The sequence below is a fragment of the Nonomuraea sp. NPDC004702 genome (genome assembly GCF_053601695.1).
Window position 1 is genome coordinate 117,394 of sequence record NZ_JBSGCE010000025.1, and the last position, 12,863, is coordinate 130,256.

At 71.4% G+C, this 12,863-nt stretch carries 11 protein-coding genes; 7 read left to right on the plus strand and 4 right to left on the minus strand.

What is annotated here, in order from left to right; all coding sequences use genetic code 11:
* Positions 1-25: 25 nt before the first annotated feature.
* Complete coding sequence (locus tag ACWEJ6_RS28525; protein WP_452427616.1) at positions 26-871, plus strand: SAM-dependent methyltransferase; 846 nt, start codon at positions 26-28, stop codon at positions 869-871.
* Here ACWEJ6_RS28525 and murJ read toward each other — a convergent pair.
* A complete protein-coding gene (gene murJ / locus ACWEJ6_RS28530; RefSeq protein ID WP_452427618.1) occupies positions 861-2,435 on the minus strand; it encodes a murein biosynthesis integral membrane protein MurJ in 1,575 nt (524 codons plus the stop codon). The genes ACWEJ6_RS28525 and murJ overlap by 11 nt on opposite strands.
* A 91-nt stretch (positions 2,436-2,526) precedes the next feature.
* Positions 2,527-4,296 carry a right-handed parallel beta-helix repeat-containing protein gene (locus tag ACWEJ6_RS28535; protein WP_452427620.1) on the minus strand — a complete coding sequence of 590 codons (1,770 nt, stop codon included), beginning with the start codon at positions 4,294-4,296 and terminating at the stop codon, positions 2,527-2,529.
* On the opposite strand from ACWEJ6_RS28535, the gene ACWEJ6_RS28540 reads away from it, so the two are divergent.
* Positions 4,283-4,600, plus strand: coding sequence for a hypothetical protein (locus ACWEJ6_RS28540; RefSeq protein WP_452427622.1), 318 nt, complete (start codon positions 4,283-4,285; stop codon positions 4,598-4,600). The genes ACWEJ6_RS28535 and ACWEJ6_RS28540 overlap by 14 nt on opposite strands.
* A 284-nt stretch (positions 4,601-4,884) precedes the next feature.
* A complete protein-coding gene (locus ACWEJ6_RS28545) occupies positions 4,885-5,892 on the plus strand; it encodes an RNA polymerase subunit sigma-70 (RefSeq protein ID WP_452427624.1) in 1,008 nt (335 codons plus the stop codon).
* A gap of 66 nt (positions 5,893-5,958) precedes the next feature.
* Here the strand turns inward: ACWEJ6_RS28545 and ACWEJ6_RS28550 are convergent, their stop codons facing one another.
* A complete protein-coding gene (locus ACWEJ6_RS28550) occupies positions 5,959-6,543 on the minus strand; it encodes a dihydrofolate reductase family protein (protein ID WP_452427626.1) in 585 nt (194 codons plus the stop codon).
* A 71-nt stretch (positions 6,544-6,614) separates the two neighbouring features.
* On the minus strand, positions 6,615-7,187 hold the full coding sequence (locus ACWEJ6_RS28555) for a hypothetical protein (RefSeq protein WP_452427628.1): 573 nt from the start codon (positions 7,185-7,187) through the stop codon (positions 6,615-6,617).
* A 96-nt stretch (positions 7,188-7,283) separates the two neighbouring features.
* Between ACWEJ6_RS28555 and ACWEJ6_RS28560 the strand changes: the two genes are divergently transcribed.
* From ACWEJ6_RS28560 to ACWEJ6_RS28575, 4 genes are all read left to right on the plus strand, one after another.
* Complete coding sequence (locus ACWEJ6_RS28560; RefSeq protein WP_452427630.1) at positions 7,284-10,580, plus strand: WD40 repeat domain-containing serine/threonine protein kinase; 3,297 nt, start codon at positions 7,284-7,286, stop codon at positions 10,578-10,580.
* A 132-nt stretch (positions 10,581-10,712) separates the two neighbouring features.
* Complete coding sequence (locus ACWEJ6_RS28565) at positions 10,713-11,426, plus strand: hypothetical protein (RefSeq protein ID WP_452427632.1); 714 nt, start codon at positions 10,713-10,715, stop codon at positions 11,424-11,426.
* A gap of 125 nt (positions 11,427-11,551) precedes the next feature.
* Positions 11,552-11,884, plus strand: coding sequence for a PadR family transcriptional regulator (locus ACWEJ6_RS28570; protein WP_452427634.1), 333 nt, complete (start codon positions 11,552-11,554; stop codon positions 11,882-11,884).
* Positions 11,881-12,825: a hypothetical protein gene (locus ACWEJ6_RS28575; protein ID WP_452427636.1), complete on the plus strand. Its 945-nt coding sequence runs from the start codon at positions 11,881-11,883 to the stop codon at positions 12,823-12,825. The genes ACWEJ6_RS28570 and ACWEJ6_RS28575 overlap by 4 nt, the downstream gene beginning before the upstream one ends.
* Positions 12,826-12,863 lie beyond the last annotated feature (38 nt).

Genomic DNA, 12,863 nt, shown 5'->3' on the forward strand with positions numbered 1-12,863 from the left:
CCTGAATCCCGCTAACGTGGGGCACATGGCAGTTGATCAACACGGAGGTGCGGGGGTGGCCGGCGACAGGCGGACGGGGGTCGATCTCAGGACGAACGTGCCGCACTCGGCGCGGGTCTACGACTACCTCCTGGGGGGCAAGGACAACTTCGCGGCCGACCGCACGGCGGCCGAGGAGGTCATCAAGATCGCCCCCTACATGCCGACGTCCGTACGCGCCAACCGCGACTTCATGGTCAGGGTGACCCGCCACCTGGCGGCCGAGCGCGGCGTCGACCAGTTCATCGACATCGGCACCGGGCTGCCCACCTCGCCCAACCTGCACGAGGTGGCCCAGCAGGCCGACCCCGCCGCCCGGGTCGTCTACGTGGACAACGACCCGCTCGTCCTCGTCCACGCCCGCGCCCTGCTCACCAGCAGCCCGGAGGGCAGGACCCGCTATATCCAGGCCGACCTGAACGACCCGGACGCCATCATCGGCTCGGCCGAGGTCCGCGACACCTTCGACTTCACCCGTCCCGTCGCGCTGTGCCTGATCGCCGTGGTGCACTTCATCCCCGACGACTCCGACGTGCGCTCGATCATCGAGCACCTGATGAAGCCGCTGCCGCCGGGCAGCTTCCTGGCCCTGTCCACCATCACGCTCGACAGCGCGCCGAGCCGGCTGGTCAGCGAGGCCGTCGCCCAGTACAACCGGCGCGGCATCATGTCCAAGGCCCGTACCAGGGCGCAGATCGAGGAGTTCTTCACCGGGTTCGAGCTCATCGAGCCGGGTGTGGTGCCGGTGCACCGGTGGCGGCCCGACGACCGGGCGCTGCTCGTGGAGGACTCCATGGTCTCGATGTACGGCGGCCTCGCCGTCAAGGCCTGACCGGCCACCGGAGCGCGGCGGTGAGGGCTCTGAACTCGGTGATGCGCAAGGCCCGCGCGGCCAGGGCGTAGAGGGCGGCGCCGATCGCGGCCGCGGTGCAGAGGGTGACGAGCGAGCCGGTCCAGTCCGTCCCGAGCCTGGCGCCGAGGACGCGGTTGACGACGGCCGCGGCGAGCATCCGGGTGTGGGCGCCGAGAAGGCGGTGTCCGTCGACTCTGCCGATCCGGCGGCGCAGCAGCTGGGCCGTGAGGAGCATCCCCGCGGTGTAGGCGACGGCGGAGCAGGCGGCGAGGGCGATGACCACGTTCGGTCCGGGCGCGAGTCGTGCGGCGGTCAGGCCGGCGGCGACGGCGACGGCGGAGACCCCGGCGCTCAGCAGAGCCGGGGTGCGGGTGTCGCCGAGCGCGTAGAAGACCCGCACCATGATCTGGTAGCCGGCGAACGGGACGAGGGCGAGGCCGTGGACGGCGAGCACCGAGCCGGTGAGACGGGCGGCGGCGGGCGAGGCGTTGCCGTGGGCGAACAGCACGGTCGTCAACTGCGGGCCGAGCACGATCAGAGCCGCGGCGACGGGAACCAGGACCACGCCGGTGAGCCGCAGACTCCGGGACAGGTCGGCGGTCACCCGGGCGAGGTCACGGTCGGCCGCCGCCCGGCTCATCCTGGGCAGGACCGCGGTGATGACGGTGACCGCGATGACCGCGTAGGGCAGCTGGAACAGGGTGTAGGCGTTGGAGTGGACGGCGACGGCGCCGGGCCCGGCCTGCGAGGCGATCCGGGTGATCACGAGGAAGACGGCCTGGGCCGCGGCCACGGACGCGATGGTCCATCCGGCCAGGGCGACGATGCGCCGGACGCCGATGCCTCGCGGGTTGGCCCGCAGCCGCAGCCGGAACCCGGTTCGCCGGCTGACCACGAGGAGGACCGTCATCTGGGCGGCGACCCCCGCGCTGGTGCCGATCGACAGCAGCAGCACCTGGCCGCCGGTCAGTGACTCCAGCTTCCCGGTGCCGCCGATCAGCAGGAAGACCGAGGCGGTGGCGATGACGACGAGGTTGTTGGCCACCGGCGCCCACATCGGGGAGACGAAGCGGCTGCGCGCGTTGAGGATCGCGGCCAGGGTCGCGCTCACCCCGTAGAACAGGATCTGGGGCATGAAGTACCGGGTGAACACGACGGCCAGATGCCGCTGGTCAGGGCTGAACCCCGGAACGTAGAGGTCCACGACGAACGGCGCGGCGACGATCGTCACGATCACCACGGCTCCGAGGCCGTAGACCACCAGTGACAGCAGCCGCTGGGCGAACAGGTCGTCGTCGATGTCGCGGTCGGCGGCCGTGCGGACCAGCAGCGGGACGAGCACGCCGGCCAGCGCGCCGCCGAAGACGAGCTCGTAGACGGTGTTGGGGGTGACGTTCGCCGCGGTGTAGGCGTCCAGCAGCTTGGTTCCCAGCCCGAGCGCGGCGACCAGCGCCAGCGTGCGGACGAAGCCGGTGGCCCTTGAGACGAAAGTGGCGATCGCCATCGCCCGTCCCGTCCGCATGAGCCTGGGTTGATCAGGCATGGGTGATCTCCTCCGTCTGCGCTTCGCTGCCGGAACGACGGCGTCGGGGCGAGGCCCCCCGTCGGAGGGGCCTCGGTGTTCTTCATGCCTCCTACGCTTGCGCGGCCCGCATCGCCACGTCGTCGATCCGGAACGCGGACCCGGTGGGGGCGCTCCAGACGAAGGTCCAGTCGACGCGGGTCGCGCCCGTGGGCGCGGTGAACGTGCCGGCCGCCTCGGTCCAGGCCGTCTTCTGAGGCAGGGGGACGGGGTCGGTACGCAGCACCGTGCCGTCCTCGTCGCGCCAGCGCACGTTCCAGGTGACGGTGGGCATCGTGGCCGCGGCCTCCCGGTACCACAGCGACACGCGGTAGCTCTTGCCGGCGATCACCCCGCTGTATCCGGGGTACTTGTCGAGCGCCACCGCGCTGCCCGACCCCTCGGTGCTGGTCAGCTGCAGCGAGCCCGTGCCGCCGTGCGCGTCGCCGGTCTGGTGCGCCAGGCTGGATCCGTACCAGGCGGAGTAGGGCGCCGTCGAGACGTCCTCGAAGGTCTGCTCGGTGATCGGCGGCACCTCGGGCGCCTTGCCGTCGAACGTGCTGCCGGCGTCCTGGCCGTACTGGGGGCCGACCCACTCCGCGGCCGTGACGCGTCTGCCCATGTCGTAGATCCTGAACTGCCACGGTCCCGTGTAGGTGTTGTCGTGCCAGGAGTTGTTCGACTGGAAGACGATCGACTTCTCGATCTTCTCCCCCAGGTACGGGGACCACTCCGGGTGCGCCGTGCCCCAGTTGGACAGCAGGCTCATCTGCCCGCAGTACTGCGTCGAGCAGCCGCCGCCGACGGCACCGGGATCGAAGGAGAAGGTGTTGTGGTGGATGTCGAGGTTCTTCGTCCACCAGCGGCAGTCGGTGTAGAGCGGCTCGTCCTTGATGGCGGGCGGCGCGCACTTCGAGGTGTTGGCCGGCCCGACGATCAGCGTGCAGTCGCTGGTGGTCGAGGCCGCGCTGCCGCAGAACCGGTCGGCGTTCGCCCACGCGGTGATGCCGCCCCAGTTGTTCTCCAGCAGGTTGCCGGTGACCTCGATCTTGCCGGTCCGCGCCGGGATGCGCGGCTCGCCGTCAGCCTCGGACAGGTAGATCGCCGCGTCGGGGAACGAGTCGCCCTTCGCCGCCCGCTCGGCACCCGCCTTCCAGGTGTTGCGGCGGAGGGTGTTGTTCCGGATCACGGCGTTGTAGCTGATCTCGTAGAAGATCCCGATCGACTCGTTGTCCTCGATGAGGTTGTTCTCGAGGAGGAAGTCGTTGTTGTTGGTGTCCGCCCAGATCCCCGGGCCGTGGTTGTGGTGCACCCAGTTGCCGGTCACGTCGGCGCCGTTCACCGCCCAGAACTTCAGGCCGCCGGTGCATCCGCACCCTTGGCCCTGGTGCTCCCAGTCGTCGGTGTTGTTGCCGGTGACCTCGTTGTCCGCCACCACCAGGCCGGTGATGTGGTCGCCGTGCTGGGACGCGTTCAGGCCGAGCTGGCCGTTGTCCTTGATGCAGTTGCCGCGGATCTGGTTCCTGGCGCCGGCCATCAGCGCCGCGCCGGAGTTGTCGCGGAACGTGTTGTGCTCCACGACCCAGTCGTCGGCGGCGCTGTGGTTGACCACGGCCTCCTCCTGCGGCGCGACGAACCCGGTGACGGTCAGGTACCGGATGGTGACGCCGGTCGCCGTGTCACCGAACGCGTACTGGTTCACGCCGTTCCCGTCCAGCACCGCGCCGGGCGCGCCGATGAACGTCGCGTTCTCACCGGGCAGGATCTGGGCGTATTGGGCTTGTTCCAGGGTGTGCGTGCCTGTTTCGAAGTAGTACGTGGTGTTCGCCTTGCGTAAGTTCACGCCGCTGTTGTCGCCCGCGGGCACCACCTCCGCGCCGGCGGGCGGTGTGGTGGGGCCGTTCAGCGACGCGCTTCCACAGACCGCGGCCTTCGCCGGCGCCGTGGCTGTTCTGGTTGCCGTCGTCGTCGTCGCCTTGGTCGCCTTGGTCGCCGGATCGCCGGCGTCGCCACTCGCCGGCGTCGCGCCGCCCATGACGACAGCGGCGAGCGCCACCAACGCCATTGGCCACGTTCTTCTCATTCATCTTCTCCTTGGGTTTCGGCCAGCCTTTACTGCCATTGACTGCTGGCCGTCGTCACTGTAGCCCGCGTCCGCTCACAAGATCGAAGCTTGGACAAATTGGACAAATTACGGCTCAATCGCCCCCCACTCGACAGCTCCCCAGAACGCGAACACGCCCCCGCCTCGCAGGCGTGTCGATCACGGCGCCGGACCCCCGCGAGACGACCACCGAGCTGTGCATCGAGGGCATCTGCAATTGGCGCCTTCCAAGCTGACACCGAGGCCCCGGCGGTGCACCGCTCAGAAATCCTCCGCCACGTCGTCAGTACTGGCAGCCCCTCGCCACCCGCGGAAGGATTGACGACCATGACCGACGCCAGACTGGCAGGCGACGACGAAGCCACGTTCATCGCGGTGGCCCGCTCGCATGACGCGGCACGGTTCGCGCTCATCACGGAGCCCTACCGGCGTGAGCTCCAGGTGCACTGCTACCGGATGCTCGCGAACTACGACGACGCCCAGGACATGACGCAGGAGACGTTCCTGCGGGCGTGGCACAAGCGGGAGTCGTTCAAGGGCCACGCCGCGCTGCGGACCTGGCTGTACCGGATCGCGACGAACGCCTGCCTCGACTTCCTGGACAAGCGCAACGACCGCACCCCCGTGCCGGCCGAGCTGCCGGGCACGGGCTCGGAAGTGCGCCACCTGCAGCCCTACCCGGACCGGATGCTCCCGGAGGATCCGCAGGAATCGGTGGTGGCGCGGGAGACGATCGAGCTGGCGTTCATCGTCGCCGTCCAGCACCTGCCGCCGCGGCAGCGAGCGGTGTTCATCTTGCGCGACGTCCTCGGCTGGCCGGCGTCGAAGGCCGCCGGCGCCCTGGAGCTGACCGTCGCATCGGTGACCAGCGCGCTGCAGCGGGCCCGCGTGACGATGCGCGAGCAGCTGCCCGGCCGCCGCCTCGACTGGCGGAGCCCTGCCACGCACGAGCTGTCGCGTGACGAGCGCGGCGTGGTGAAGTCGTACATGGACGCCCATGAACGCAACGACCTCGACGGGCTGACGGCCCTGCTCCGCGACGACCTGCGCTTCACGATGCTGCCCGACCCCGGCACCCTGATCGTCACGGCCGAGGACGCGGTGGACGGCTGGGTCTCCCACGGGCTCTTCCAGCGCGGCTACGACGACTGGCGCTGCCTCGCCACGACGGTCAACCTCATGCCCGCCGCCGCGCTGTACCTCCGCACCGCCGACGGCCCGGAACACCGTCTGTTCACCATCGCGGTCCTGCGCATCGCCGACGGGAGGATCGCCGAGCTGACCGGGTTCGACGCCGCCGACAAACCATGGCTGGGCCTGCCCGCGACGCTGTGATCGGACAGGGCCGGCGCACGGGCCGGCGGCACCGTCCTCCTCGTCCTCGGCACGCCGGCCCTGTGCTCATCGCCGCGTCTCGTACCGGGTCAGCACCACGCCGCCGGGAAAGGTGCGCGTCTCGACCAGGTTCAGCTTCACCCAGCCGTCCAGCGCGGTGAAGAACGGCGTGCCGCCGCCCACCAGGACCGGATGGGTGACGATCGCGTACTCGTCGATCAGCCCGGCCCGCATGGCCGCCGCGGCGAGCGTCGCGCCGGCGATGTCCATCGGGCCGCTGTCCCCGGCCTTGAGCCTGGTGATCTCGGTGACCGCGTCGCCGGTGACCAGGCGGGTGTTCCAGTCGACCTTGTCGATCGTCGACGAGAACACCACCTTCGGCATGTCCCGCCAGAGGCGCGCGAACGCGATCTCCGCCGGGGTGGCGCCGGGCCGCTGGTCGGCGGTCGGCCAGTGGGGGCTCATCGCCTCCCACAACTTGCGGCCGTACAGCGTCAGCTCGCTCGCCCGCATCTGGTCGTACCACCACTGGAACAGCTCGGCGCTCGGCGACGAGTCCGGCCCCTCCCCCGCACTCCAGCCGATGTCGTCGCCGGGCGCGGCGATGTAGCCGTCCAGGGTCACGTTCATGCCGAAGATCAGTTTCCGCATCGTGCCGGCCTTCCGTGAGTCGATGTCACGTGTGTACAGACGGGCGCGGCGCGGAAACTTAATCGGCAGGATCAGAGCTGGATGCCCTTGATGATCTTCGTCAGCCCCGGCACGAGAGGCGGGGTCGCCATCACGGTGACGACGACTCCGGGGCGCTCGACCCAGCCCGAGTACACACCGGCCCCGAGCGCGCCGTCACCCCCCTGGCGAAGCACCTCGCGATCGCCGATCTTCGTGGTGGTCGTGTCACCGGAGAAGGTCCCGATGCGGAACGGCGCGTTCTTGAGCTGCGCCACCGAGGTCGCCTTCGGCCAGCACACCACCCTGCCCCACAGCGACCGGTGCCGGCGGCTCATGTCGTCGCGGTCGTCCGACCACTGGTAGCTGTACTCGACCATGCCGTCGTGCTTGTTGACGAGGACCTGCCCGTAGGTGAAGCCCTTCGGGATGTGGTTGACGCGGACCCCCTTCATCGCCGCCGCGCCTCTCGCGGGCTTGTCCACCTTCGCGGCCGACGAGCGCCGGACGTCCGCCTTGGAGGGGGCGGGACAGCCGGGACGCTCCGCCGCCTGCGCGGGGAGGGCCACGAGAGCTGCGGCAACGGGGAGCACGGCCAGGGCGGCAAGGTTCTGAATCTTGTTCATGTCAGGGTTGGATGCGTCCGGATCAAGAAGGGTTCGGCACTCTTTTCACGGCATTTTGGGCGGAACTTCATCCGTGATGAGCGCATCAAACCCAGCGTGTTGATCGAAGGAGACCCTCAGCGGCTCGGCCGCTACTGGCTGGCGGGGCGGCTCGGCGCCGGCGGCCAGGGCGTGGTGTACGAGGCCTACGCCGAGGACGGACGCCGCGTGGCGATCAAGGTGCTGCACGGCGATCAGGCGGCCCAGCTCGGCCGGGAGGCGGCGGCCGCCCAGCGGGTGGCCTCGTTCTGCACCGCGCCGATCATCGAGGCCAGGCTGGAGGGCCCGCGCCCCTACATCGTCAGCGAGTACGTGGAGGGCCCGAGCCTGCGCACGGCGGGCCGGATCTTCGCCGGCGACGACCTGCACCGCCTGGCCACCGCCATCGCGACGGCGCTGACCGCCATCCACGACGCCGGGGTGATCCACCGCGACCTCAAGCCCGACAACGTGCTGCTGGGCCCGGACGGTCCCCGCGTGATCGACTTCGGCATCGCCAGGACCGCCGAGATGTCGCTCACCGCGACCGGCGTGGTGAGCGGCACGCCCACCTACATGGCCCCTGAGGTGTTCATCGGCCAGCGTGCGGACGCCTCGGCGGACGTGTTCGCCTGGGGAGGCGTCATCGTCTTCGCCGCTACCGGCCGTGATCCGTTCCACGCCGAGAACCTGGGAAGCATCATGCACCAGGTGTTGTCGGCCACCCCCGACCTGTCCGCGCTGCCCAGGACGCTGCGCCGGCTGGTCGCCTCGGCGCTGTCCAAGGAGCCGGCCCAGCGGCCGACCGCCCGCGAGCTGCTGCTGGCGCTGGTCAGCGGCGACGGCGCCCTCGACACGGCCCGCCTGCTGGCCCAGGGCGGCCGGCGGGCCGCCGGGATCGGCGCGCAGGGGCACGATCCCGCGCTCGGCACGCTGGCCGAGCAGGCGTACACGATGCTCGATCCGGCCGAGCGCGAGCTGGTCCCCGAGGTGTTCCTGCGGCTGGTGACGGTGGACGAGGCCGGCGAGCTGTCGGCCCGGCACGCCGAGCTGGCCGAGCTCGTGGAGGGGCGGGCGCCGCGCGAGGCGGCCGCCGTGCGGCGGATCCTGGCCGTGTTCGGCTACCTCCTGGCCGACCAGGACGGCGGCGTACGGCTGGCCCGGCCGGCCCTGCCCCATGCCTGGCCGCGGTACCGCCGGTGGATCGAGTCCAACCTCGACGGCCTGGCCGTACACCGGCAGATCCTCACCGCGGCGCGGCGCTGGGAGGCGGCGGGACGCCGGGACGGCGACCTGTTCCAGGGCAGCAGCCTGGAGAACGCGATGCAGTGGGCGGCCACCGCCCGCCGCGACATCACCCTGTCGCCCACCGAACGCGACTTCCTGGCCGCGGCGGCCACCCTGGCCAGGCACCGGGCCAGGCGGGCCCGGCTGACCTCGCTGAGCCTGGGCGGGCTGCTGGTGATCGCGCTGGTGGCCGGCGGGCTGGCCGTGCAGCAGAGCGCGGTGGCCGACGACCGGGCCGAGCAGATCGCCGGGCAGCTGACCAGGTCGGAGGCGGCCAGGCTGGCGGCGGCGGCGACCACGACCCGCCGGAGCGACCCGCACCAGGCGATGCTGGCGAGCCTCGCGGCCTGGCGGCTGGACCACACGCCGGCCACCAGAGCGGCCCTGGTGGCCTCGCTGGCGCAACGCGAGACGGCGATGTTCGGCGACCCGTCCACCGCGGGCGACACGGTACGGACGCTCGGCGCCGACGGCCGCACGCTGATCAGCGCCGACTCCACCACGACGCGCGTCTGGGACGTGCGCAACGGCCGCCTCCTGCGGACGCTCGCCACCCGGGCGGCCGAGCCGCTGGACAGCGTGACGCTGAGCCCGTCGGGCAAGGTGCTGGTGACCGTGACGGCCAGTCGCGCCACCGCGGTGAACCTCGCCAGTGGCAGGCCGATCAGCGACTACGCCTTCCCCGCCGCCAAGGACTTCACGAGCGAGTGGGTCGACGTGACGTTCGAGCGGGACGACTCCGTCCTGCTCCTGGAGGCTGACCGGCGTACCCGCTGGGACCTGCGGACCGGCGCCGCCAAGGCGCTCGGGCCCGCCCCCGCGGGCACGTTCAGCCGGGACGGGGTCTGGCAGGCCGCACGGCGCGGTCGCCTGCTGGAGCTGACCAACCTGAGGACCGGGGCGAAGGACGTCATCGGCGACAAGGACGGCGCCGGCACCCAGGGCACCTGGAACGGCGGCGCGGCCGTGTTCGGCCCTGGCCTCATCGCGACGGTGGGACCGCGGTCCATCCAGTTCTGGCGCAGGTCGGACACGCATCTGCTCACCTCGGTCCAGGTACGTGGGGGCGAGGGGGCGGCGCAGGGGGCCTTCGACGGAAGCACCTTCCGCTACCTGCTGGGCGACCAGGTCTTCTCGGTGGACGTGGCCGACCTGGCCGTCGAGAACGACGATCACCTTGTGGGCATGGCGGCGCTGAGCGGCGACGGGCGGCTCGTGGTCCGCGACGGCGAGCTGTCCGCCGTCGGCGGGCGGAAGATCGGCGCGTTGCCGGAGGCGGAGAACGCGGTGTTCAGCCCGGATGCCCGTTTCGTCGCCACGTACGGGCCCGAGGTGCGGATCGTGGACACCGCCTCGGCCGCCGTCCAGGGCACGCTGCGCACGTCCGCGGCGCAGGTGGCCTTCTCCCCCGACGGCGCCAGGCTGGCCGTGGTCACCGAGCAGGGCGGGGTCGAGCTGTGGGACCGGCGGACCAGGCGGCGGGTGTGGTCGGCCAAGGCGGGCGCGGCGACGTACGCGGCCTTCTCCGCCGACGGCCGGACGCTGGTGGTGGCGGGCGACCGCGTGCACCTGCTGGAGACGGCCGGCGGCAAGGCCGTGGGGCCGGCGTTCGGCGGCGGCGGCAGGAACGCCGAGGGGGTGCGCGCGTATTTCACCCGCTCCGGCAAGGCGGTCGTGGTGCTCGACGCGCGGCGACGGATGACGGTCTGGGACGTGGCCACGCGCCGCAGGCTGGCCACCGCGCGCGGGTTCGACGTCCCCGCCGCCTACTCGCCGCGCGAGGACCTGCTGGCCAGCCTCCAGGTGGGCGGCAGGGTGCGGCTCGTCGACGTGATGTCGGGCACGGACCTGGGCACGCTGCTCGACGAGGGCGGCGGTCAGGACCCGGAGATCGGGCAGCCGCTCGACGTGGCGTTCACTCCCGACGGGTCGGCGGTGCTGACCGTGGACGGCAACGGCCTCGTCAGGCGGCACGCCGTGGGCGGGGAGGCGATGGCGGCGGCGGTGTGCGCGAAGGCGGGCGGGCTGAGCGCGGTCCAGTGGCGGGTGATCGTGCACGCGCTGCCGTACAGAAAGGCGTGTCCCTAGCCGGCGACCGGGAGCAGGCGCGGCCGGCTCGAAGGGGAAGTCCGCCCTACCTGAATGGGGGAACCCCGGTTCCGAGGCGAGCCGTTGATCGTCACGACTGCGATATGCCGACATCTCCGGAAAGTGGGTCCCTTGTCGCCGACCGTCTTACGCCTCGCCTGCCTCTCTCTGGCGGCACTCCTCCTCGCCGCGGGCTGCTCCGCCGCATCCCCTGCCCCCGAGCAGGCGACCGTCCAGCTCCCGCAGTCCTGGAGCGGCGACTCCTCGGCAGGCAGCACGGAAGACGCGGATGAGGATCGCGTCGAGGTCTGCGTCAGGAAGGCCACGTCGGTCAGGGTCGACTACCAGCTCTGCGACGACAAGGTGAAGGGCTACGCCCGCCGCCTCCTGACCGGCACCGCGAGGATCCCCGCCATCGGCAAGAAGGTCGGCAAGGGAGTGACCGGCGAGCACACCGGCCTGACGTACCGAGCTCCCAGGAAGGGCGGCAAGGGCGTGACCAACATGATCCTGGACGAGGATGACCGCATCGAGATCTGCGTCCGCGAGGAGACCCGGGTCCGCGCCGCCGACGAGCACTGCGAGAACGACAGATCCGGTTTCGGCTGGTACTACCTTCTGCTGTCCGGCCAGATCCCCACGGTCGGCAAGAAGGCCGCGAAGGGCTCCTTCTTCTCGAACGAGAGCTCCGCATCGTTCAGGGCGCGCCCGAGCGGCGGCAAGGGCAGCAAGGCGATCGTCGAGCAGGAGCCCCCGGACGTCACCGCCGACGACGGCGGTTCGACACCGTCACGGAACCGCCGCTGCACCACCTGCACCAGAAAATCCACCGGCCGCCGCCGCTAGAGCCCGGCCGGGGTGGGACGTCGACCGCCACCACGCCGAACCCGGTCGTGCAGGCGCGCCTCGTCCTCTGATCGGTTGTGACGGTCGTCCCGTCGATAGGTAGATGGCCGGTATATATTGATCACATGAGACAGATGCAGGAGCCGACCTTCCTGATCCTGACCGCGCTGGCTGCCGGTCCACAACACGGATACGGCATCATCACCGACGTGGAGCGCATCTCGGACGGCCAGGTCCGCCTGCGCGCCGGCACCCTGTACGCCGCTTTCGACCGACTCCAGGAAGAGGGCCTGATCGCCGAGGACCGGGAGGAGATCGTCGACGGCCGGGTGCGCCGCTACTACCGGCTGACCGGCGACGGCGCCGCGAGACTGGCGGCGGAGGCCGAGCGGATGCGCAGGCACGCCAAGGCGGCCACCGCACGCCTGCGCGCGATCGGTTCGGGGGGCGCGGCATGAGCCTGCTCGAAGCCCGCTACCGCCGCCTCCTGGCCACCTACCCGCGAGACCACCGGGCGCGGCATGAGGAAGAGATGATCGGCGTGCTCCTCGCCGGAGCGCGGCCCGGCCAGACCCGTCCTCATCCGGCCGACGCGGCGGACTTACTGTGGGGCGCGCTGCGCGTCCACGGGCGGCGCGCCTTCGGCCCGGTGTCCTCGCCGGCCTGGCGCGCCGGGTCGGCGCTCGCCGTGGCGCTGTGGCCGTTCCTGATGCTGGCAGGTGAGCTGGCGACAGGGCTGCTTCAGGGGGCCGGAGCCGTAGAAAGCGTAGGGGCCGCCGCTGTGGAGCGGCCGGTCTGGATCCTGTACCTGGCCGAGCCGATCGTCATCGCGGCCCTGCCGGTGCTGGCCGTGCTGCTCGGTCGGCGGTGGATCGCCGTGCTCGGCGTGGTCGCGTTCGCGCTGTATCAGGCAGGCCATCCATTTCCCGGTCTCCTGGATCTGGACACACTGCTGTTCCCCAACCATGGCCCGGTCCTGCTGGCCCAGCTCGCGTCCGTCGCCATCGCCTTCGCGCCCGCGGCGCATCGCGCGATCACGGCCGTTCCGCGGCGCGCGTTCCTGCTGTGGGGGCCGCTCGCCGTGGTCGGGCTGACCGCCAGCAAGGCCATCGTGCGCTGGGTGGACGTGATCACCCACCAGGACATCGTGAGCTGGAAACCCGTGCCGTGGCTCGTCGTGGTCGGGCTGGCGGCCGGGTACGCGTGCCGGTCGGCCGTGGGGCGGCGGGCGGCGCTGCTGCTGTTCGTGCCCGCGGCGGCCCTCGGCGACCTCGGGGACCTGCCGTCGGTGCCGACCTTCACGGCCCTTGCCCAGCTCGGGTGCGCGGCCCTGGCCTTCACCGCCGCGGCCGCCTTGACCCGGCGGCGGAGAAGCCTGGGACGAGCCCCGGCTTCTTGAGCAAGAACCCGCCACCGAGGCTCGCGCCTGCGGTCGAG

Excerpts from the sequence above, each read along its gene's own strand:
- ACWEJ6_RS28525 (WP_452427616.1), top strand. The coding sequence starts at position 26 with ATGGCAGTTGATCAACACGGAGGTGCGGGGGTGGCCGGCGACAGGCGG.
- murJ (WP_452427618.1), bottom strand. The coding sequence starts at position 2,435 with ATGCCTGATCAACCCAGGCTCATGCGGACGGGACGGGCGATGGCGATC.
- ACWEJ6_RS28545 (WP_452427624.1), top strand. The coding sequence starts at position 4,885 with ATGACCGACGCCAGACTGGCAGGCGACGACGAAGCCACGTTCATCGCG.
- ACWEJ6_RS28550 (WP_452427626.1), bottom strand. The coding sequence starts at position 6,543 with ATGCGGAAACTGATCTTCGGCATGAACGTGACCCTGGACGGCTACATC.
- ACWEJ6_RS28555 (WP_452427628.1), bottom strand. The coding sequence starts at position 7,187 with ATGAACAAGATTCAGAACCTTGCCGCCCTGGCCGTGCTCCCCGTTGCC.
- ACWEJ6_RS28570 (WP_452427634.1), top strand. The coding sequence starts at position 11,552 with ATGAGACAGATGCAGGAGCCGACCTTCCTGATCCTGACCGCGCTGGCT.
- ACWEJ6_RS28575 (WP_452427636.1), top strand. The coding sequence starts at position 11,881 with ATGAGCCTGCTCGAAGCCCGCTACCGCCGCCTCCTGGCCACCTACCCG.